A 19036-nucleotide genomic window follows, 5' to 3' on the forward strand; every position below is an offset into this window, starting at 1 on the left:
ACCCCTCAATGATTTATTGTGCCCAGCGTGGCAAATCAACGATGCGTCCCCGACTGCATCGCCGGAAATGGGTTGTCAGCGCATTAATGATTTCCTCCTTAAAATTTTCTTCACTATCTTCTTCTGGCTCTTGATCAAGATTATCCATTTGTTACCCCCTTATAATGCAGTCATAAAAATGATGAACAACTCGCAACGTCGGAGCTTGCATTCCTTGTCCTAAAATTTCTGTTACACAAGCAAGAAAGCGAGTTGTAATGGTTTTGTCTACCCCGTTAGTCTCTGGGAAAGAGACTGTCTCACCTTCAAGGACTTGTCTTACTTTTTCTGACAATAAGGTCACTTCTTCCATTCCTGAAGATTGTGAAAACGCACTGACTTTGAATTTGAGACGTGCCAAAATAACATTGCGTTTTTGAGTCGGTATAAGCGGCAAATGAGTCCAAAGCTCTTCCAAATCCACCAATATTAAGGGATAAGTTGGTTGGGGGGGTAAAGCTAGGTGGACGCGGCTTAATACTTCCCTACGAAGCAATAACCCTCTAATGGCTGTTAGAACTTGAAAATCACTCATGGTCTTCTCCCAAGACATACATCCAACATGTCATCCATTGACGTCGTTGATCACTGATAGGAGGGCATAAAAGTGCAAAAGTCATATTTTGCCATTTCACTCTTACAAAACGCCCCCGTCGAAATCGTAAAACCATTTTAAATTTGAGAGCATTGGACGTGAAATTATTCCAATTCTCACCATAGACTTCTCGCCCTTCCCAAGGAATAACTTGTGCCCAAACACTATCACCTTCCTGCCAGAATTCTTTAAATGACCCATTAGACTCCTCGATTACGCGCCGTTTTATTAACACCACTCGATCACGTAATTGATGTATTTTTGTCATGACAGCCGCACAATCCGATAACTATCCAATATGTCCCGGGCCAATGTTTGACATGGCATCGAGCCTGATTCTCTATTTTCATAAAAATCTGCCACTGTCATAAGAATGGATTGTCGAATCACAGCGGGAATATCTAATGGTCGATCGCCGTAACCTGTCTCAAAATCAATCTCAACAGGTTCAAGAACCTCAGCAAATACTAATCGAGGAACCAGATGATTTATTTCCAATCGATGTCGTCGTATGGGCTGTTTGGCTCCCTGACTCATTAAACGATTTACGCCTAATATTGCCCGTAAAGGGGGATAAGGAAGCGCGACTGAACATATATCTCCAATAGTTGTTGATAATTGGGGCGGATAAGATTTCTCCTTTTCCCAAATTATTCGCCATTGTTGAGTCAGTAATGAACGCCCCAGATACTCCTCTACAAAACTGACAGCTGCCAAAATAAGGGGGCGTAAATATTCATCCTCATGAGCATGGTCAAGGCGCAAGTGCGCCTTGACCTCTGTAAGTCCAACGGGAAGGATATCTAGTGTTTTTATCCGTGTCAGCATGGATTATGCCTTCAAAAAATGAATTAATTTGAGAGCTTCAAAATTGATGACATCTCCCCCTACGCGCTTCGTGGCATAAAACTCTACATAGGGCTTGGCGCTAAAGGGATCGCGCAAAACATGTAATCCAGCTCGATCCACAATTTGATAGGCTTCTCGAAAATTACCAAACGCTATAGCTGTCGTAGATTTTTTTGCGTCAAGCCCTGGCATATCATCTGCTATAAGTACAGGAAATCCTAATAAAGTTGCCGGTGTGCCCTCGATCATACTGGGCTGCCATAAATATTGACGGTTTTCACCTTTAAGTTTGCGAATAGATGCCATTGCTGAACGTGACATTAGCCAAGTTGCGCCAGGAAGATATTGTGCTTTTAAAGCATGAAAAGCATCAACGAGAACATCTCCATCTGTAAGTGCATCACCGGCTTTTGAGATGACCGCTTCAAATTTTCCCCACTCTCCTTTGCCAATTTCAACAAGATCATACGTCAAAAACCCCTTGGGCTTCCCAACGCCATCTCCTGTAACAAAAGCAGAATTTTCCATCAATGTCATTTTTTCAGCAATTTTTTCAGCTAACCAAGATTCAATATCTACACTTGAATCATCCAACAATTTTTGACTTGCTCGCGGTTTTGCATAGATTTGGTGAACGGGAATCCGTATTTTTTTTAATTCAGGTGTCCCTGTTTCTGGCCGATCTGCGGTTTCTGCGACCCATCCGACATCCGCAAAACCTTTTTCTTGCAAAAACTCTAGCCCATCCGTCGAAATACTCATAACCTTTGATAAAGAGCGCATTGGAGAATTTATGACAATGGTGGAATGTATTTTATCTAACATGTTGTGAGGAATTAGGTATCCCCCACTTGCATCATTGAGACTTGTTAAAGATTTTTGCTCTATTCCTTCCATCCCTTTACGAACATAAGAGAAAAAAGCGTTTTTATCTGCGCTCTCCAGTTCGGAAACTCCTGAAAATTGGGGTCTCTTCCCCGCTATCTCAAGCTGCACTAATCGACCTTGCGCCTTCTCCAGCACTTCATTCAATCGATTAACTTTTTCTTCTACAAGAGGATCTGTACTCCCTTTCGTTTCTAAAAGTCCCAGACGGTGATCATTTGCGGCTTTAAAATCTTCAAATGCCTGATGAAGTGTTTCCACTGCTTCTCTAACAATCTGTACTGTCATTATGAATTCCTTTCTAAACTACCTTTTCATATTTTCCCCTGGTCTATATGTTTGTTGAGCTCCTCTAAAACTATTGTAAAATTGTATTGTAAACTCTTGTATTCCCGTCCTGTGGCAATATTTATTTTTGAAACAACCCTCAAGTTGATTTTGGATATTTACAGATATTTAATTATTCAGCAGCTCAGTTAAACGTACCAATTGATTTTTCAAATTGATAATTTCAGGATCGTTCCTCTTGACTCGATCGACTTTAGCTAACGGATTAGCAGCAAAAGTCACGAGAGAAACTTCCTGCAAAATCACCTCCTCTAGAACACGTAATTTTATCGCTCCATTTTTTCCTTCCTTTCTCCTAGCCCTAACGGTTAAGAAACCAATAGATAAGCTATCCACAACACCATTTTTTAGTAAACTATAAGCTTCGCGCCCTTGGGAAAGCTCCAAGATCAATTGACCTTTGACATATAAGCCGTGGGTGTCTTCTCGAATTTCTTGCCACAACCCAATCGGTTGCCGACAATCATGCTGCCAGAGGAGTTTTGGTTTTTTCCCTGATCGTTCCCATTCTTTTAAAGAAATATCAAAAGCCCCTGAAGCCACTTCTTCGCCTTGACTATCTGTAATCCCAAACACAGAAGCATAGCCGCTGAAAGTTCCATCAGCATCCCAAGTTTTTACTGATAAAGGATAATCAATCATTTTATTCATAGAGCTGGCCCTTGGACAGCCGAAGAAACAAGAACATCTCCCCCACTTAATGGTCCGTATCCAACCCCTTGGCGCTTTTCATTAAGGGTGAGAAAATTTGCAGATGCTATTTTTGACCAAACAGCTTCACGTCGTTCTGCAAGAGCTGGAATAGCATCTGTATTGTAGCTTAAACATATTCCTTCTTCAAAAAAGGGCGCTAACCACAGGTTAAATTCCGCAACAAAAAACTCCAGTAAAGGTATAATTGTATCTTCCCAAAGATGAAACCGAGCTTCCTTGTAATTGGCAAATGTTGCATCCCCTGGAACTCCCACTAACATAGGGGGAATGCCATAACTTTGGGCGATTTCCCGGGCTGTGAGATTTTTACCCTCAATAAAATCTAAGTCTTTAGGGGATAATCCCATTTCCCGCCAATCACAATCCCCTTCAAGAATAAGCATTTGCCCTGCATTTTTATGGCCTGCATAAATTTCCCGTAAATCTTGCCTTAAAGACTCTCGCTGGACTTCACTCATGGCACGGGAATGCGGAGTGGGTCGTATAATGAGCCCCCCGCTGGGGCGTCCGCCATTTTGTAACAATGCTAAATTGTGCCCCGCTACAGCATTATGTTGATCAATACTTTGTGCAGCTGCCTCAATGGGGCTCATGCCATACCAGTCATTTAGGGGATGAAAATTTTTGAGATGGAGAATACAAGATTGCCCGGTAATCGGGTTACAATTAATAGTTTTATGAACTCCCCCAACGGTATACTGATATCCCATCGGCAAGCCAGCTGATCCAGGAATGATTTTGATTCGATCGGGTCGTAAGGGATGCAGCTCCGTTGGAATGCCATCCTGATTAAGCACAGCTTCAATATAGGTATTCCCGGCTAAGAGCAAATAACCCACGACGGATTCCATAAATGAGGAACCGGCTTGGCGAGGGCTGGGACAATTGAGAAGATCTAATAAAGGATGAGTTTCGAGTTCATTTGAGCCTCTATATAAAAGCCAGGGAACGCTGCTCAATCCTCGAGCAATAAGATTGACACATCGATAAACGATCACGTTCTTCTGATAACCTTCTGCGGCCAGCGAATCATATCGACGTGGTGTCCATACAGGATTTCCCATTGTACCACAGACAACAAGTGGCCCCACACAACTTGACTTTTGTGGAAACAATCCATTGCGAGAAATAAAGGACTTCAGAAATGTTTTCATCAGATAACCCTCTTTCGTTTCATTACGAAAAAGGTCTATCGATTGCCCCTACAATTTGTCAAATATTACAAATGCCCATTAAGTAATTTCAAGCCAAATTGATATTATCGTTGGGAATTTGAGACTTTATCAGCGCATTGAAAATTATGATCGTCACTTCGGGATAGTGCTGGAATATTATCGATTTCTTGTTGATCTAATCCAATTTTTTTAAAAGCATCTGTGTATTCAGCTTGAGTGGCTCGAACTTCTACTAACATTTTGCTCATTATATCCGAGGGTTTCGTACGTTGCGTGCCTTCCCATTCAGCGATTTTTTGTTTATTTCCAGCGAACAGCTTGATGTCATTACATAAACTATCTCCCTGGCCGGCGCCTCCCCGCTCCTTTTTAATACAAGAGTCAACTTCTCTAAGATCCAAACCGCATGTTTTTGAATGGTTAATAATACCTTCTCCAATAATTTTTCCTTTATAAACCTGACCTTCTTTAATTTTTTTACAACTAAAATTATCAATTTGATTGGTATCAAGAGCCGGAATTTTACCAATTTGCTCGGGGCTTAAGCCACCTATCATTAGTTTATCCAAAATAATTTTCTGTTTTCCAGAAAGTTCAACAATTCTTTTCTTTTGAGATCGCGCATTGAGAAAGGCAGAATTATTCTTCATAGATTGATTGGCTGCTTGTAATTGCTTGTTATTACTTGCATAAGTAACAATATCATTACAAAAATCCTTAGTCTTTTTATCCGCTAAATTTTTTTCTTTACTGACCAAACATTTCCGTAATTCTTGCGGACTTATGCCACAATCCATTGTTGGATCCAGTATTTGCGCAGGAGATAAAGCTTGTCCTGAAGTTACCATCGTAATGAAACAAACCGTTGTAAAAGTTTTAGGTAAATATTTCATGATTGTCCCCCCGAGACATATTAATTTTTGATGCATAATCATAAATAAATAATAAATTCAAAAAATTAATGCCTGCTTAAGAAGTATTATTTAAAAGAATTAAATGAATGGTGCTTGTCGTTACCTTATTTTAAAGAAACGAGAAAAATGAACTGAATTTATAGAAATTCTTAGGCTAAGGCAAGGACAGCCTTTTGAATTCGGTTGCAAGCTTCACGCAAAAGCTCCGTATCTATAGCATAAGATATACGAAAATAGGGAGATAGCCCAAAAGAATCTCCGCTAACTGAAGCAATGCCTCCCTCCTCCAATAAATAGAGCACAAATTCATTATCTGTGCTTAATAATTGACCGCGCGGAGTTTTTTTACCCATTACACCCTCACAAGAAATATAAAGATAAAAAGCTCCTTCAGGCTTAAAACACGACAAACCCGGCGTAGCATTAATAATTTCAAGCGCTAAATCCCGCCGAAATTGAAATGTTTGCACCCAAGAGCTGATAAATTCATGGGAACCGGATAAAGCCGTAACAGCCGCTGCTTGAGAAATTGAGCAGGCGTTAGAGGTGCTATGGGACTGAATCATAGTAATCGCCTTTATTAATGGCTTTGGCCCCCCAGCATAGCCGATACGCCACCCGGTCATGGCATAAGATTTTGATACGCCATTAACCGTTAAAATTCGATTTTTTAAGTTGGGAACGACGGTAGCAAGTGTTGCAAAAGCAACTTTGTCATAGACCAAATACTCATAGATATCATCACAAATTACGTAGACATGAGGGTGTCGTAGAAGAACTTCTCCCAACTCCCGAAGTTGTTCTTCAAGGTAAACTCGCCCTGTTGGATTCCCGGGAGAGTTTAATATGAGCCATTTTGTTTGCTTTGTAATGGCATTTTCTAGGCTGGCTGGTGTTAATTTAAAATGATCTTCTTCCCCACAATGTACAATTACACTTTTGCCAGAACAAATGTGAACCATATCCGGATATGATACCCAGTAAGGAGCCGGAATAATAACCTCATCTCCTTCTTGAACAGTGGCCAGGAGAGCATTAAAAATGACCTGTTTGGCACCGTTTCCTACGGTGATTTCATCCAAACTATAAGACAGCTGATTATCTTTCAAAAATTTTTCTTGTATGGCTTTTCTTAGAAGTACCGTTCCCTCTATAGGTGTGTATTTTGTTTGTCCTTTATTCAGGGCCTCAACCGCACCTTGCTTTATAGGATCGGGTGTATCAAAATCAGGTTCTCCAGCACTTAAGCTAATAACATCCAGACCTTGAGCCTTAAGTTCAGCTGCTCTTGCCGTCATAGCTAACGTTGGTGATGGATGAATGCATTTTAAACGATTAGCCAAGAAATCCATGGGGACGCTCCTCAATATCATAAGACAAGTACATAAAATCCGTTCTAGCACACCTTATCTTTCTAGACAATCTCGGCTTGAAATGGACTTTTTTAAAAAGAACTCTATTGAAATCCTGTACTTTTTCTAGGGAAAAGAGTACAAATGATAAGGAAATAAGCCATCTGATACTGAGCGAATATGAGCAAACGACAAAATAATGATATTTCTTTTGAACAAGCCTTAAGCGAACGATACCTGGCTTATGCTTTATCGACAATTACGTCACGATCTCTGCCCGATGTGCGCGATGGGCTAAAGCCTGTGCACCGTCGGTTAATATACGCTATGCAGCAATTACGGTTAAATCCAAATTCTAGCTTTAAAAAGTCGGCTCGAGTAGTGGGTGACGTCATGGGTAAATTTCACCCGCATGGTGATCAATCCATTTATGATGCCCTTGTCCGCCAAGCTCAAGATTTCTCTATGCGCTATCCCCTGATTGATGGTCAAGGAAACTTTGGTAACATTGATGGCGACAACGCAGCTGCCATGCGATATACAGAAGCTCGACTGACTGAAGTTGCTTCTCTCCTCATGGAGGGGATAGATGAAAACGCCATTGATTTTCGTGCAACTTATGACGGCGAATCTGATGAACCAATCGTGTTTCCTGCCGCTTTTCCCAATTTGCTGGCTAACGGTTCAAATGGTATTGCCGTGGGAATGGCAACGTCTATCCCTCCCCACAACCTAGCTGAACTTTGCCAGGGTTTGATGCTACTGATTGATAAACCTGAGGCCACAATCGCTGATTTGATGACTCTCATTCCTGGCCCCGACTTCCCCACAGGTGGGATTTTGACTGAAGGCAAAGAATCCATCTTAAAAAGCTATGAAACGGGTCGTGGTAGTTTTCGATTAAGAGCTCGCTGGGAAACAGAACAAGTCAAAGGTGGCACTTATCGTATTGTTATTACACAAATTCCTTATCAGGTAGGCAAATCCAAACTCATTGAGAAAATTGCCGACTTACTGTCTGAAAAGAAACTTCCCCTTCTTAATGATGTGATCGATGAATCAACAGATGATATTCGTGTCGTCCTGGAACCCAAAAGTAGATCCGTTGATCCTGAAGTTCTTATGGAGTCACTGTTCCGTCATACCGACCTTGAAGCGCGTATTTCTCTCAACATGAATGTTCTTGATGGAGGAAAAACACCAAAAGTCATGGACTTAAAACAAGTTCTTCAAGCTTTCCTCAACCATCGCCGGGAAGTTCTTACACGCCGAACTACGTACCGGCTAAAACAAATTGTTGATAGGTTGGAAGTTCTTGAAGGTTATTTGGTTGCTTACCTCAATATTGATGAGGTTATCCGCATCATACGGGAAGAAGATGAACCGAAACCAATCATGATGGCTCAATTTAAACTGTCTGATATACAAGCTGAAGCAATATTAAATATGCGCCTACGCAGCTTACGCAAACTGCAAGAAATTGAAATTCGCCAAGAACACGCTAGCCTCACCCAAGAGCACTCAATCCTCACAGATCTGCTACAAAGTCCTGCCAAACAATGGAAGCGCATTAAGACAGATATTAAGGAAATTGAAAAGCGTTTTGGTCAGAATACGCTTCTTGGGGCGCGGCGCACAACTCTAGCTGAAGCTCCTCAAGTCGTTATTGTTCCCATTGAAGCGATTATCGAACGAGAAGACGTTACGATCATTTGTTCGGAAAAAGGATGGATTCGCGCTATTAAAGGCCATCAAATTGCTGCAGATGATTTAAAATATAAAGATGGGGACGAAGGTCGATATGTTATTCCTGCTCAAACTACTGACAAAGTGATGATCTTTGCCACCAATGGTCGCTTTTATACCGTTGGTGTAGACAAACTTTCCCGCGGTCGCGGACATGGAGAGCCTTTACGTCTTATGATTGACCTCGACAATACAGAAGAAATTATTGAAATGATGATCCTGAAGCCAGGCGAATCTCAAGAACCGTCTCAATATTTATTGGCCTCATCGGAAGGACGAGGATTTCTTGTATCGGCTCAAGATGTATTATCTCAGACACGGGGAGGCCGCCAAGTTATGCTTTTAAGCGGTGATGCAAAAGCAAAATACTGTTTCCCTGTAAAACACACATCGCCCAATCAATTAATAGGTATTATTGGCGAAAATCGAAAACTAGTTATCTATCCTGTCTCGGAAATTCCTGCTTTGACAAAAGGTAGGGGAGTTACTCTTCAAAAGTATCGACAAGGCACGTTATCAGATATCAAAATTTTTCAAGAGCAAGATGGGCTAACGTGGACTCGCAATGGAAAATTACAAAAGGAAATGGATTTGCGACCCTGGCGTGCACGTAGAGGTGCGATAGGACGCCTGGCTCCCATTGGCTTTCCTCGCAATAATAAGTTTGAAGGCTAAAACCCTTTTCATGAAATCTTAACATTATATCATTATACTCAAAGGTACGTTACTTTTGAGGATGAATATTTTTATGAATACCCGCTTATTCATTTGGTTGACCACTGTCTTTGGGACATCGTCAATTCTTGGGGCACAACCTACAGGCCCTTCGAATATTTATGATAAAGACGCCCGCAATCAAATACTACAAGCGCAAAAGCAAAATACTGACGTAGCTACTCAACAAAGAATAGATACAAGAGCAAAGGGAAGAGAAATTCAAGCGAAAGCTGATGTCGTTGTAAATGTTACAAATGAAATCCAAGACTTGATTCGCAAAGCCCCTTTAAGTATTCAACAGCAAAATGCGACAACAGTCGTTGCTGTTTTAAATCAAGTTGTTCAAGGTGCAGGTGTTCTTTTCCGCGCTTATGGCCGTCGCAAAGAGGCATTACAAACAATTATGGGTACGAATGAACAAATTTTAGAAGCTGCCATAAAATCTTATGAAAAAATTCAAGCGCAATCTGTAATTCTTGAAAAACTAATAGGCCCAACTACCATTCAAAGCGCCATGAAAAAAGCTCAAAATTTAACAGGAAACAAAAGTCAAATTATATCTGGCTTGTTAAATCCTGCCAATTATTTGAATACCTTTGTTGCGTTTACAGATAGCTTATTGATAACAGATAATAAAGCTGATCGCTGGGAAAAGATAAAGTTGGCTTCAAAGTCATTGAGCGAAGAGCAAAGCCGTTTTGACGATTACATTGCTCTGTTAGAGCTCAAAGTCTTAGAAAACATGATGATGGAATACCATCGCATAGAAAATTTTAATACGGTAAAAAATCCTAATAAAAACCAAGAGAACCCTCAAGGATACATAAATATTTTGAAAACGTCTTTTGCAACTCTGGGTGAAGCCATTAGAATTACTGACCAGAAAATTTTGGCCTTAAAAGCAGATCCACCCAAAGGAAATGTTCTTAATAAATTCAAGAAAGTGGTCGGCAAGGATTCGCAGACACTCAATAATCAGACATTAAGTGCCTTAACAGCTGAAAGAGAAAAGTATGTGAAACAGAAGCAAGATTTAGAAGATAAAATTGCCTATTATCAAGATCAGTCAACTACCCTAGACCCCAAAAAAATTGCTGAAGGGAAAGCAAACACGTTAGCGCAAATTAAATCAATTCAAATGGCACGCGTTTCTAAAGCAAATTTAAATGATTTGGTACAACAAGTTGTACAATTAACCAACCAAGTCACCCAACTTCAAAATGACCTCAAAACTTTAAAGAAAACCCCATAAATATTCGTGTTCAAATAAACTTTGTTATAAAAAACTAAATGAACTGACTCTTTTAAAGTCTACATAAATTGGCTTTCTAGCTCTCAGCTTTTTTCAATTTTTGCTGTTGAGCGGAATTTTTATCCTGCATTTTAGCTTGAGACTGTTTGGTCTTTACGGCACGAGGCATTTTTGAAATACGAATAACCCCTGCTGCATTTTTGGTTTGTTTTAACTCGCCTTTGATGACCGCAAGATTCATTGTTCCGGCGCCCTCGCACTTGAGATCTGCATCACCAACAACTGCTTTAACATCGATAATACCTGTTCCTCTGATACCGGCTTTCAAATTGGGAATTGTTCCTTTACGAATTATATATTTTCCATCACCTCGAATATCAATATCAGCATTGCCATCTATTTGATTAATGATTATTTCTCCTGAACCATCAATCGTACTAAATAGATTTTTAACTTTAGAGCTTGTTATATCTCCTCCGCCATTAATGCTGAAGGTTGTGTCGGCTTCGCGGATGTCCACATTACCTCTGCCTCCCGTTAAACTAATACTTAAAGGCATTTTGGAGGGGACTTCAAGATTTAGCACTAACTTATCTACATCTACCAATGTAGGGATAGTACTTTCAAAGCCCACAAACAATTCACCAGTATGTAAGGTATGTTTATCTGTAATCTGAATGCGGTCTAATAAATTATCAGGCCCCTTAATGGAGACGTTTACTGTCTTATCTTCATTTGTCGTTTTAACCAGTACCACTCCTGTAAAGTTCTTTACAACAACGCCACTAACTTCAAATTTTTTACCATCTTTAGCCGTCATAGCTGTTTCTAAAGTTTGTTTGGCCGTGTCAGGCGCCAATTCTTCTGCAGTCTCTCCCAAGACTACGGACTGCTCTGAAGGCGCCGCCTTAGAAGACGTATCCGGCAAAGAGACTACATTGGACGGCTGTGTAGCCATACAAGATAAAGAAAACAATACAGCAGGGCTCACAAGATATTTATTCACCATTAGAAAACTCCCTATCAATTATAATAAAATTTACGATAAATAAATTGTACTATGTAGAATTGGTTCTGACCAGAGGGATGATGAACCCATAAAATTTTTACGTCCACAAAAGCTTATGAAAATTTTTTATGGAACATTTTATAAGCGATTAAACCCAAGGAGAGTCTATAATTTCTATAAATATATCTATGGGTTGTTCAAATATTATCTATTTATAAAGGATTGCGTTTTCATTAGCATAAAAAAAACCTGAGAAAAATCTCAGGTTTTTAAATTTGACTTAAAAGCAAAAGAAATTATCGTGAATAAAACTCGACAACCAAATTTGGTTCCATACTAACTGGGTAAGGAACATCTGCAAGTTTCGGTCCCCGAATAAAGCGTCCTTTAAAACCCTTATGATCCGCTTCAACGTAGTCTGGAACGTCACGCTCATTAGATTGAATGGCTAGAGCCACGTTGACATTATCTTTCATACGACCGCCAACGACTATTTCATCGCCATCACGAACCTGATAAGAAGGAATGTTAACGCGCTTGCCATTTACTTGAACGTGACCGTGGTTCACAAATTGACGCGCAGCAAAAACAGTAGATACAAATTTCATTCGGTATATAACCGCATCCAAACGACGTTCCAAAAGCTCAATAAGATTTTCAGAAGTGTCTCCACGGCGACGCACGGCTTCTTCGTACAAACGACGAAACTGGCGCTCATTTATATTACCATAGTATCCTTTGAGCTTTTGTTTGGCTCGCAGTTGAATACCATAGTCAGAGGGCTTAGAGCGTTGTTGTCCATGTTGACCGGGTCCATAATTACGGCGATTAACTGGGCTTTTTGGGCGACCCCATAAGTTTACACCCAAACGACGATCAATTTTGTGCTTTGCTGTCACGCGCTTTGTCATAAATAAAACCTATCTTTACAAGATCTAATAATGTTTTGACATAAATGTCTATGGTTTGAAATACGATGTTTTACACCCATTTGTCAAATCGTTTATTAAAAAAGAGACTCCTTTTTTCATTTCTTCTCCCACTTTCACCGATTTTTAACGATAAGGGACTTATATTTAAGAATAAACCTCTGTCTAAAGGAAGTGATTATGATTAGTTTGAAGAAATTATCAAAGCTCATTTTTACTTACCATATGCTCATCTTGGCATCAATAGCTACCAATTCACAAGGGAATATTGTTGTGGGCCCGGTACCTGTAAATCCTACTGCGCCCTTAAATGAGCTTTCTGTAGCTCCCTCACCTATTGATACGATTTTTGAAGAAATACTTTCCTCCAAAAAAATTGCAGCAGACAAAGATTTAATGACATTTTACGAAAAAATGGGGAGACAACCTGTTTGGTTTTTTCAAGGTAATCTTACAAAGTGTGGTCAAATCGCCGTTGAAACCCTTAAGGAAGCTGCTCTTGAAGGCTTAAATCCTCAAGATTACGAAGATGCAACAACATTTGGTACTCATCCGACTCAATGGGCGGAGGCTGAAATTCTCCTTACCAAACGCTATTTGGATTACATTAACCACCTCAGAGTCGGAAGAATCGACCCTGCAAGAATCAGCAATGATATAAAATTTAAAAGCCCAAAGACAAGTGCGGTAGACCTTCTTTGGAATGCAGTGCATGATAAGGCCTCTCAATGTACAAAACTTAAAACCTTAGAGCCGAATATCCCTCAGTATATTCATATGAGAGAGCTGTTGGGTCATTACAGAGCGTTAGCAAAAGAAAATAAAGAGTGGCCAAACATAAAAACTAAAAATAAGCTTAAACTTGACGATCAAGGTCCCGATGTAAAAATTTTACGACAAATTCTTATTCTGCATGGAGATTTAAAGGAAGAATTAGGAAGCTCGGAAAAATTTGACAAAGATGTTGACCTGGCTTTACGTCAATTCCAGAAACGTCATACTCTTGATGCAGATGGCATTGTCACAAGTAAAACAAAAGAAGCATTAAATGTGCCGATTGAAGATCTTATCCACAAAGTGATTATAAATATGGAACGATTGCGCTGGTTACCAGATGAATTGGGTGATAAGCACATTATTGTTAATGTAGCGGGTTACGAAGTCCGAGCTTACGAAAATGCAGACCTCAAGCTAACAATCCCTGCCATTGTTGGACGTCCGAGTCGCCGGACTCCTTTATTCTATGCTCCTTTAAGGAATGTCATCATTAACCCTTCATGGGGCGTACCGTACAATATTTTGGTTCATGACAAGCTTCCAAAAATTATTAATGATCCTGATTACGTACGTCGCTCAGGCTTTACGGTGACAGATGATTCCGGTCAAGTGGTAGACCCTGATCAAGCTGATTGGGAAAATGAAGGTACTCGTTATCATTTGCGGCAAAGTCCGGGTCGTAGCAATGCTTTGGGCCGCATTAAGTTTAATATTGAAAACCCATACACAATTTATTTGCACGGCACCCCAGAAGAAAAGCTTTTTCAAAAAACAGCCCGCGCCTTCTCTTCCGGTTGTATTCGACTGAAAACACCTGTCCAACTTGCGGAATGGGCGTTAAGTAATGCTAACAAATGGTCCGTCGAGGATATTGAGAAAGCCATTGGACAAGGGAGAACACAAACCGTTAAACCTGAAGATGATATTTCTGTATACTTTACCTATCAAACTGTATGGATGGGTGATGACAACCTTATTCATATCAGTGATGATCCTTACCGAATGGATCCGAAGATGTTGAAAGTATTAAACCCGGGAGAGTAAGTTCCGTCTATTTTTCATAATCTTTCACCAAATGCGCCACGCGGTTGGCGTATTTGCCTCCGTGACTCCACTTTCGAGAATGATAACTAGCAACAGCTTTTGCCCAACGACCTGATTCTTGGTATAACTCTTTTAAAAAGTAAGCTGCATAAAGAATATTCAATCTCGGATTCAGCATTTCTGACACACGGGAAAAACCCGCCCCATGAAATCCCCAATTTACTTGCATACATCCTAAATCCGTTTGATAACGAACCCTTTTCGGCAAAGTCTTTAAAAACTTTTCGGCAGCGGCTTTGTTGGGAAAATAATGACCTTTTCCCTTAACATTAATCGTCCAAGGCCAAGGTCTAGTTCCCAAATTACTTTCAGCTTTGGCAACGGCCCAAATAATTTCAGGCAAAACGCCTGTTTTTTGAGCCGCTTCTTCAATGTACTTTTCGCAATAATAGTGGGGAGTTGCAAAACCTTCAGCTAGAAAAAATAAATTAGTGAATATTACAACGAGCACACGGACATTTCGTACCATCCCGCCAACCCTCCCAAACCTACTTTTCTGGCAAAACCTGAGGTTTACAAGTCACAATATAGAATTTTAATTAAAATTTTAAAGAGGTCTACAATGCAATTTTTGACTGAGTAGCCGCGGCTAAGGTGTTTTCTAAAAGATAAGTTACCGTCATAGGGCCAACACCACCAGGAACAGGGGTAAGAAACCCAGCAACTTTCCTCACTCCCTCAAAATCAACATCACCTTTCAGGGAAACTGTGCCATTAGGCTCTACGACACGAGAAATCCCAATATCAATAACAACAGCACCCGGCTTTATATAATCTGCAGTAATGAGACCAGGTTTTCCAATTGCCGTTACCAGAATATCCGCGCGACGGCACTCTTCCGCTAGATTAAGAGTTTGCGAATGGGTTTGAACCACGGTTGCATTTTTAAAACTTAATAATAAAGCAGTCGGTCGACCCACTAAAACAGATCTTCCCACCACAACGGCATGTTTTCCTTCAACTGATGGCATTATAGAGTGAATTAAGTGAAGACATCCTAAAGGCGTACAGGGGACAAGGTTGGGACGCCCTGCAAACAAAAGACCTAAATTTTGTGGATGCAATCCATCAACATCTTTATGGGGCAATAAACGAGAAATGATGCGTGCCGTATCTAGAGATTCTGGCAACGGCAATTGAATGAGAATTCCATGAACGCGATCATCAGCGTTTAAATCATCAATCTTGGCAAGGATTTCTGTTTCTGAAGTCTGCTCAGGCATAAGAAAAACTTCTGACCGAATCCCTACCTCTTCACAAGATTTTCTCTTATTTTTTACATAGACCTGACTGGCGGGATTATCACCCACCAAAAGAACCGCAAGTCCAGGAGGATATCCGTGACTCTTCTTAAAATCCGACACCTTGATAGAAATATCTTGTCGAATTTGTGTCGCGATCGCATTTCCATCAATTAATATTGCTGCCATAGGACTCTCTTAGAAAGGAAATTTTATGGCCAATTGTAATAGGATCCCTTGAATTAAATAAATAGCAAGAATGAGAACCACCGGGGAAAGATCAACGCCCGCCATTTGAGGAAGGAGTCGACGAATGGGAACCAGAGCTGGTTCAACAATCCGAAACAAAAATGTATGAATTCCATATACAAAATTATTATAGCGATTGATAATATTAAATTGTTCAAGCCATCCCAGAACAATATAAATAACAATGGCCCACCAATAGGCATTCAAAGCCATAATAATTACACGAATCATAGGTATCAAAATTATATCCATTTTACATCCTCCTTTAAGAAGCTAATCGTGACGATACTTCGTTTTTCTCGTGAATACCCAAAGCATCCAATGCCTGAATCAAAATATGATGAGCTGTTAATCCAGCTTCCTCATATTGCATTGCAGGTGTGGCATGGTCAATAAGGCGATCAGGCAACATCATCGTCCGAATTTTTATACCTTTATCTAAGAGACCTTGAGTTTCTAGGACATGAAAGACTTGTGTTGCAAATCCGCCAATTGAACCCTCTTCAAGGGTTATCAGAACTTCATGATTATGAACAAGTTGACCAATTAACTCAATGTCGATTGGTTTTGCAAACCGCGCATCGGCTACTGTGGTAGATAAACCATACCCACTCAGCAGATCAGCTGCCTTTAAGGCTTCCCCAAGACGACTTCCAAGGGAAAGAATAGCAATTTTAGACCCCTCACGAACAATTCTTCCTTTGCCAATCTCAAGAATTTCAGCGGGTACATTCAAATTAACACCTACCCCTTCACCTCGTGGATATCGAAAAGCGGAGGGACAGTCATCGATCGATGCCGCTGTGGCAATCATATGTTTTAGTTCTAATTCATCTGCTGCTGCCATGATGACCATATTTGGCAAACATCCTAAATAAGCCAAATCATAACTTCCGGCATGTGTTGCCCCATCGGCGCCAACAAGGCCAGCACGATCTAAAGCAAATCGCACGGGTAGTTTTTGCAACATTACATCATGTATAACCTGATCGTAGCCCCGCTGAAGAAATGTAGAATAAATGGCGACAAAGGGTTTTAAACCATCGCAGGCCATCCCTGCGGCAAAAGTCACTGCATGTTGTTCAGCAATACCCACATCGAAGCATCGCTCTGGAAACTGTTTTGCAAAAATATCAAGCCCTGTACCCGCAGGCATAGCTGCAGTGATAGCAATTATTCCACTGTCTTTCTTAGCTTCTTCAACTAAGCATTCTCCAAAAACTTTGGTGTAACTTGGCACTGCCGTTTTAGCAATCTGTTGTATGCCCGTAATAACGTCAAATTTGCTCACCCCATGAAATTTGTCTGCAGAAGCTTCAGCTGGAGCATATCCGCGGCCTTTCTGTGTCACAACATGAAGCAATATAGGCCCTGACTCTGCCCGATCTCTTACATTCTTTAGAACAGGAATTAGATGATCCAAATCATGCCCATCCACAGGACCAACATAATAAAAACCCAATTCTTCAAATAAAGTACCACCTGTAACCATACCCCGAGCAAATTCTTCTGCTCGACGTGCCGCGGTCTCTAAGGATTTTGGAAGGTGACTCGCTACATCTTTCGCCATTTTTCGCAAAGAATGATAAGACCGGGAGGAAAGGAGTCGGGATAGATAACCACTCATTGCACCCACAGGCGGAGCGATAGACATATCGTTATCGTTCAATATAACAATTAATCGACTGGCCATAGCACCGGCATTATTAAGAGCCTCGTAGGCCATTCCAGCACTCATAGCACCATCACCAATAACCGCTACGATATTATGATTTTCACCCTTTAAATCTCGAGCAACAGCAAAACCTAAAGCAGCTGAAATTGATGTAGAAGCATGGGCAGTACCAAAAGGATCATAAACGCTTTCACTGCGCCGTGTAAATCCAGAGGGACCACCTGCTTGTCGCAATCTAGACATTTGTTCCCGACGGCCCGTCAAAATTTTATGGGGATAAGATTGATGACCCACATCCCAAATAACTTTATCTTGAGGGGTATCAAAAACATGATGTAAAGCAACTGTCAACTCAACCACACCCAAGCTAGCCCCTAAATGTCCCCCCGTGCGCGAAACATTATGAATTGTTTCTTGGCGAACTTCAGCAGCCAATAGATGCAATGCATCCATAGATAAACCTTTCATGTCTGCTGGGGTATGGATTTTATCCAAATGTGGGGTAGACGCTAAAACGGGATCAGTCACCTAAATTCACTCTCGTATATATTATCTCTTTCAAGACCGAAACTTATGTACCCCCAGAATTTAAGCAAGGCAGCTTGCGAAAGCAAGAAATATATCAATTGCTCTTGTTATTTTTTAAATTTGAACGTACCCATAGAATTTACAATTTGTTTACAAATATAACGTTATGCTAAAATTTGTATATGTTTGTTTTTCAGGAGCTTATAATGCATTTAGGGACATATTTTAAATACCTTAATAATTTTGTCGTTATCGGCTTTACATTCTTAGCTTGCCTCTCAGAAGTTTCAGCTGCACCTCATCAAATTGGACAAGCATTAGTCCCCGGCCAAAAATCCAAAAGTCAAGATGTGGAACAAACCCCCCTGATGAATATAAAAGGCATGGAAGTAAGTATGGGGGATTCCAAAGCTCCCCTAACCATTGTCATGTATTATTCCTTGACCTGCCCTCACTGTCATGACTATCAACTGCAAGAAATTCCCAAAATTAAGTCAGAATTTATTGACAAAAGGCTTGTTCGCTTCATTTATAGAGACTTTCCAACAGATTCCAGTGCTGTCAAAGCTGCAAAAATTGCTTGGTGTCATGGTAAGGAGCAATATCTTGGCTTTGCCAAAAAGCTTCTTGAAACACAAGATAAGTGGGTTCCAATAGATGTTGCAAAACTTAAAGAGGCTGATAAAAATTTAGAAAGAATTGCTAAGGATTTGGGAATTTCTGATACTGACTATAAAAAATGCTTGGCCAACGAAGAGATTGAAGCCTCCATTCTTCGATCAAGTTTCGAAGCTCAGAAAACCTACTCTATTAATGCTGCTCCCGCTTTTCTCGTAAATAACGAATATTATGACGGTATTGTTACTGCTGATTATATTCGCGATAAGCTACACAAAATGATGGACAGTAAGCATCACCTACCTATCCCTTAGAGCTAG

General features: G+C 40.5%; 18 protein-coding genes. 4 read left to right on the forward strand and 14 right to left on the reverse strand.

Annotation, left to right across the window (positions count from 1 at the left end; genetic code table 11):
* Positions 1 to 151: 151 nt before the first annotated feature.
* The 8 genes from FJX03_06825 to FJX03_06860 all read right to left on the reverse strand — a co-directional run bounded on the left by FJX03_06825 (position 152) and on the right by FJX03_06860 (position 6871).
* Positions 152 to 574, reverse strand: coding sequence for a hypothetical protein (locus FJX03_06825; GenBank protein MBM3633395.1), 423 nt, complete (start codon positions 572 to 574; stop codon positions 152 to 154).
* A complete protein-coding gene (locus FJX03_06830) occupies positions 567 to 902 on the reverse strand; it encodes a hypothetical protein (GenBank protein ID MBM3633396.1) in 336 nt (111 codons plus the stop codon). Before FJX03_06830 ends, FJX03_06825 begins: the two co-directional genes overlap by 8 nt.
* Positions 899 to 1462 carry a hypothetical protein gene (locus tag FJX03_06835; GenBank protein ID MBM3633397.1) on the reverse strand — a complete coding sequence of 188 codons (564 nt, stop codon included), beginning with the start codon at positions 1460 to 1462 and terminating at the stop codon, positions 899 to 901. The genes FJX03_06830 and FJX03_06835 overlap by 4 nt, the downstream gene beginning before the upstream one ends.
* 3 nt (positions 1463 to 1465) lie before the next feature.
* Positions 1466 to 2656 carry a phage major capsid protein gene (locus FJX03_06840; GenBank protein MBM3633398.1) on the reverse strand — a complete coding sequence of 397 codons (1191 nt, stop codon included), beginning with the start codon at positions 2654 to 2656 and terminating at the stop codon, positions 1466 to 1468.
* Positions 2657 to 2824: 168 nt separating this feature from the next.
* Positions 2825 to 3367 carry an HK97 family phage prohead protease gene (locus FJX03_06845; GenBank protein ID MBM3633399.1) on the reverse strand — a complete coding sequence of 181 codons (543 nt, stop codon included), beginning with the start codon at positions 3365 to 3367 and terminating at the stop codon, positions 2825 to 2827.
* Complete coding sequence (locus tag FJX03_06850; GenBank protein ID MBM3633400.1) at positions 3364 to 4584, reverse strand: phage portal protein; 1221 nt, start codon at positions 4582 to 4584, stop codon at positions 3364 to 3366. The genes FJX03_06845 and FJX03_06850 overlap by 4 nt, the downstream gene beginning before the upstream one ends.
* A gap of 104 nt (positions 4585 to 4688) precedes the next feature.
* Entirely contained in the window at positions 4689 to 5498 is an 810-nt protein-coding gene (locus tag FJX03_06855) for a hypothetical protein (protein ID MBM3633401.1), read from the reverse strand.
* A 170-nt stretch (positions 5499 to 5668) separates the two neighbouring features.
* Positions 5669 to 6871, reverse strand: a complete 1203-nt coding sequence (locus FJX03_06860) for a pyridoxal phosphate-dependent aminotransferase (protein MBM3633402.1) — start codon at positions 6869 to 6871, stop codon at positions 5669 to 5671.
* A 180-nt stretch (positions 6872 to 7051) separates the two neighbouring features.
* Here FJX03_06860 and parC point away from each other — a divergent pair, with 180 nt between their 5' ends.
* On the forward strand, positions 7052 to 9292 hold the full coding sequence (gene parC, locus FJX03_06865; GenBank protein ID MBM3633403.1) for a DNA topoisomerase IV subunit A: 2241 nt from the start codon (positions 7052 to 7054) through the stop codon (positions 9290 to 9292).
* A gap of 73 nt (positions 9293 to 9365) precedes the next feature.
* Positions 9366 to 10586, forward strand: coding sequence for a hypothetical protein (locus FJX03_06870; GenBank protein ID MBM3633404.1), 1221 nt, complete (start codon positions 9366 to 9368; stop codon positions 10584 to 10586).
* Positions 10587 to 10662: 76 nt separating this feature from the next.
* On the opposite strand, the gene FJX03_06875 is transcribed toward FJX03_06870, so the two are convergent.
* Together FJX03_06875 and rpsD are read right to left on the reverse strand one after the other, a co-directional pair.
* Entirely contained in the window at positions 10663 to 11595 is a 933-nt protein-coding gene (locus tag FJX03_06875; protein ID MBM3633405.1) for a hypothetical protein, read from the reverse strand.
* A gap of 296 nt (positions 11596 to 11891) precedes the next feature.
* On the reverse strand, positions 11892 to 12506 hold the full coding sequence (gene rpsD, locus FJX03_06880; protein ID MBM3633406.1) for a 30S ribosomal protein S4: 615 nt from the start codon (positions 12504 to 12506) through the stop codon (positions 11892 to 11894).
* Between the two features lie 198 nt (positions 12507 to 12704).
* Between rpsD and FJX03_06885 the strand changes: the two genes are divergently transcribed.
* Positions 12705 to 14345, forward strand: coding sequence for a hypothetical protein (locus tag FJX03_06885; protein MBM3633407.1), 1641 nt, complete (start codon positions 12705 to 12707; stop codon positions 14343 to 14345).
* 7 nt (positions 14346 to 14352) lie between these two features.
* On the opposite strand, the gene FJX03_06890 is transcribed toward FJX03_06885, so the two are convergent.
* From FJX03_06890 to dxs, 4 genes are all read right to left on the reverse strand, one after another.
* A complete protein-coding gene (locus tag FJX03_06890; protein MBM3633408.1) occupies positions 14353 to 14874 on the reverse strand; it encodes a lytic transglycosylase domain-containing protein in 522 nt (173 codons plus the stop codon).
* A gap of 88 nt (positions 14875 to 14962) precedes the next feature.
* Positions 14963 to 15835 carry a bifunctional methylenetetrahydrofolate dehydrogenase/methenyltetrahydrofolate cyclohydrolase FolD gene (folD, locus tag FJX03_06895; protein ID MBM3633409.1) on the reverse strand — a complete coding sequence of 291 codons (873 nt, stop codon included), beginning with the start codon at positions 15833 to 15835 and terminating at the stop codon, positions 14963 to 14965.
* Between the two features lie 9 nt (positions 15836 to 15844).
* Positions 15845 to 16147 carry a YggT family protein gene (locus tag FJX03_06900; GenBank protein MBM3633410.1) on the reverse strand — a complete coding sequence of 101 codons (303 nt, stop codon included), beginning with the start codon at positions 16145 to 16147 and terminating at the stop codon, positions 15845 to 15847.
* Positions 16148 to 16160: 13 nt separating this feature from the next.
* Positions 16161 to 18038: a 1-deoxy-D-xylulose-5-phosphate synthase gene (dxs, locus tag FJX03_06905; protein MBM3633411.1), complete on the reverse strand. Its 1878-nt coding sequence runs from the start codon at positions 18036 to 18038 to the stop codon at positions 16161 to 16163.
* A gap of 242 nt (positions 18039 to 18280) precedes the next feature.
* Between dxs and FJX03_06910 the strand changes: the two genes are divergently transcribed.
* Complete coding sequence (locus tag FJX03_06910; GenBank protein MBM3633412.1) at positions 18281 to 19030, forward strand: hypothetical protein; 750 nt, start codon at positions 18281 to 18283, stop codon at positions 19028 to 19030.
* Positions 19031 to 19036: the final 6 nt, after the last annotated feature.

This window comes from Alphaproteobacteria bacterium (assembly GCA_016870095.1).
Taxonomy (GTDB): Bacteria; Pseudomonadota; Alphaproteobacteria; order Paracaedibacterales; family VGCI01; genus VGCI01.

What these genes read in the sequence shown, in the direction of transcription:
- FJX03_06825 (MBM3633395.1), bottom strand. Translation starts at nt 574, where the DNA reads ATGAGTGATTTTCAAGTTCTAACAGCCATTAGAGGGTTATTGCTTCGT.
- FJX03_06830 (MBM3633396.1), bottom strand. Translation starts at nt 902, where the DNA reads ATGACAAAAATACATCAATTACGTGATCGAGTGGTGTTAATAAAACGG.
- FJX03_06835 (MBM3633397.1), bottom strand. Translation starts at nt 1,462, where the DNA reads ATGCTGACACGGATAAAAACACTAGATATCCTTCCCGTTGGACTTACA.
- FJX03_06840 (MBM3633398.1), bottom strand. Translation starts at nt 2,656, where the DNA reads ATGACAGTACAGATTGTTAGAGAAGCAGTGGAAACACTTCATCAGGCA.
- FJX03_06845 (MBM3633399.1), bottom strand. Translation starts at nt 3,367, where the DNA reads ATGAATAAAATGATTGATTATCCTTTATCAGTAAAAACTTGGGATGCT.
- FJX03_06850 (MBM3633400.1), bottom strand. Translation starts at nt 4,584, where the DNA reads ATGAAAACATTTCTGAAGTCCTTTATTTCTCGCAATGGATTGTTTCCA.
- FJX03_06855 (MBM3633401.1), bottom strand. Translation starts at nt 5,498, where the DNA reads ATGAAATATTTACCTAAAACTTTTACAACGGTTTGTTTCATTACGATG.
- FJX03_06860 (MBM3633402.1), bottom strand. Translation starts at nt 6,871, where the DNA reads ATGGATTTCTTGGCTAATCGTTTAAAATGCATTCATCCATCACCAACG.
- parC (MBM3633403.1), top strand. Translation starts at nt 7,052, where the DNA reads ATGAGCAAACGACAAAATAATGATATTTCTTTTGAACAAGCCTTAAGC.
- FJX03_06870 (MBM3633404.1), top strand. Translation starts at nt 9,366, where the DNA reads ATGAATACCCGCTTATTCATTTGGTTGACCACTGTCTTTGGGACATCG.
- FJX03_06875 (MBM3633405.1), bottom strand. Translation starts at nt 11,595, where the DNA reads ATGGTGAATAAATATCTTGTGAGCCCTGCTGTATTGTTTTCTTTATCT.
- rpsD (MBM3633406.1), bottom strand. Translation starts at nt 12,506, where the DNA reads ATGACAAAGCGCGTGACAGCAAAGCACAAAATTGATCGTCGTTTGGGT.
- FJX03_06885 (MBM3633407.1), top strand. Translation starts at nt 12,705, where the DNA reads ATGATTAGTTTGAAGAAATTATCAAAGCTCATTTTTACTTACCATATG.
- FJX03_06890 (MBM3633408.1), bottom strand. Translation starts at nt 14,874, where the DNA reads ATGGTACGAAATGTCCGTGTGCTCGTTGTAATATTCACTAATTTATTT.
- folD (MBM3633409.1), bottom strand. Translation starts at nt 15,835, where the DNA reads ATGGCAGCAATATTAATTGATGGAAATGCGATCGCGACACAAATTCGA.
- FJX03_06900 (MBM3633410.1), bottom strand. Translation starts at nt 16,147, where the DNA reads ATGGATATAATTTTGATACCTATGATTCGTGTAATTATTATGGCTTTG.
- dxs (MBM3633411.1), bottom strand. Translation starts at nt 18,038, where the DNA reads ATGAAAGGTTTATCTATGGATGCATTGCATCTATTGGCTGCTGAAGTT.
- FJX03_06910 (MBM3633412.1), top strand. Translation starts at nt 18,281, where the DNA reads ATGTTTGTTTTTCAGGAGCTTATAATGCATTTAGGGACATATTTTAAA.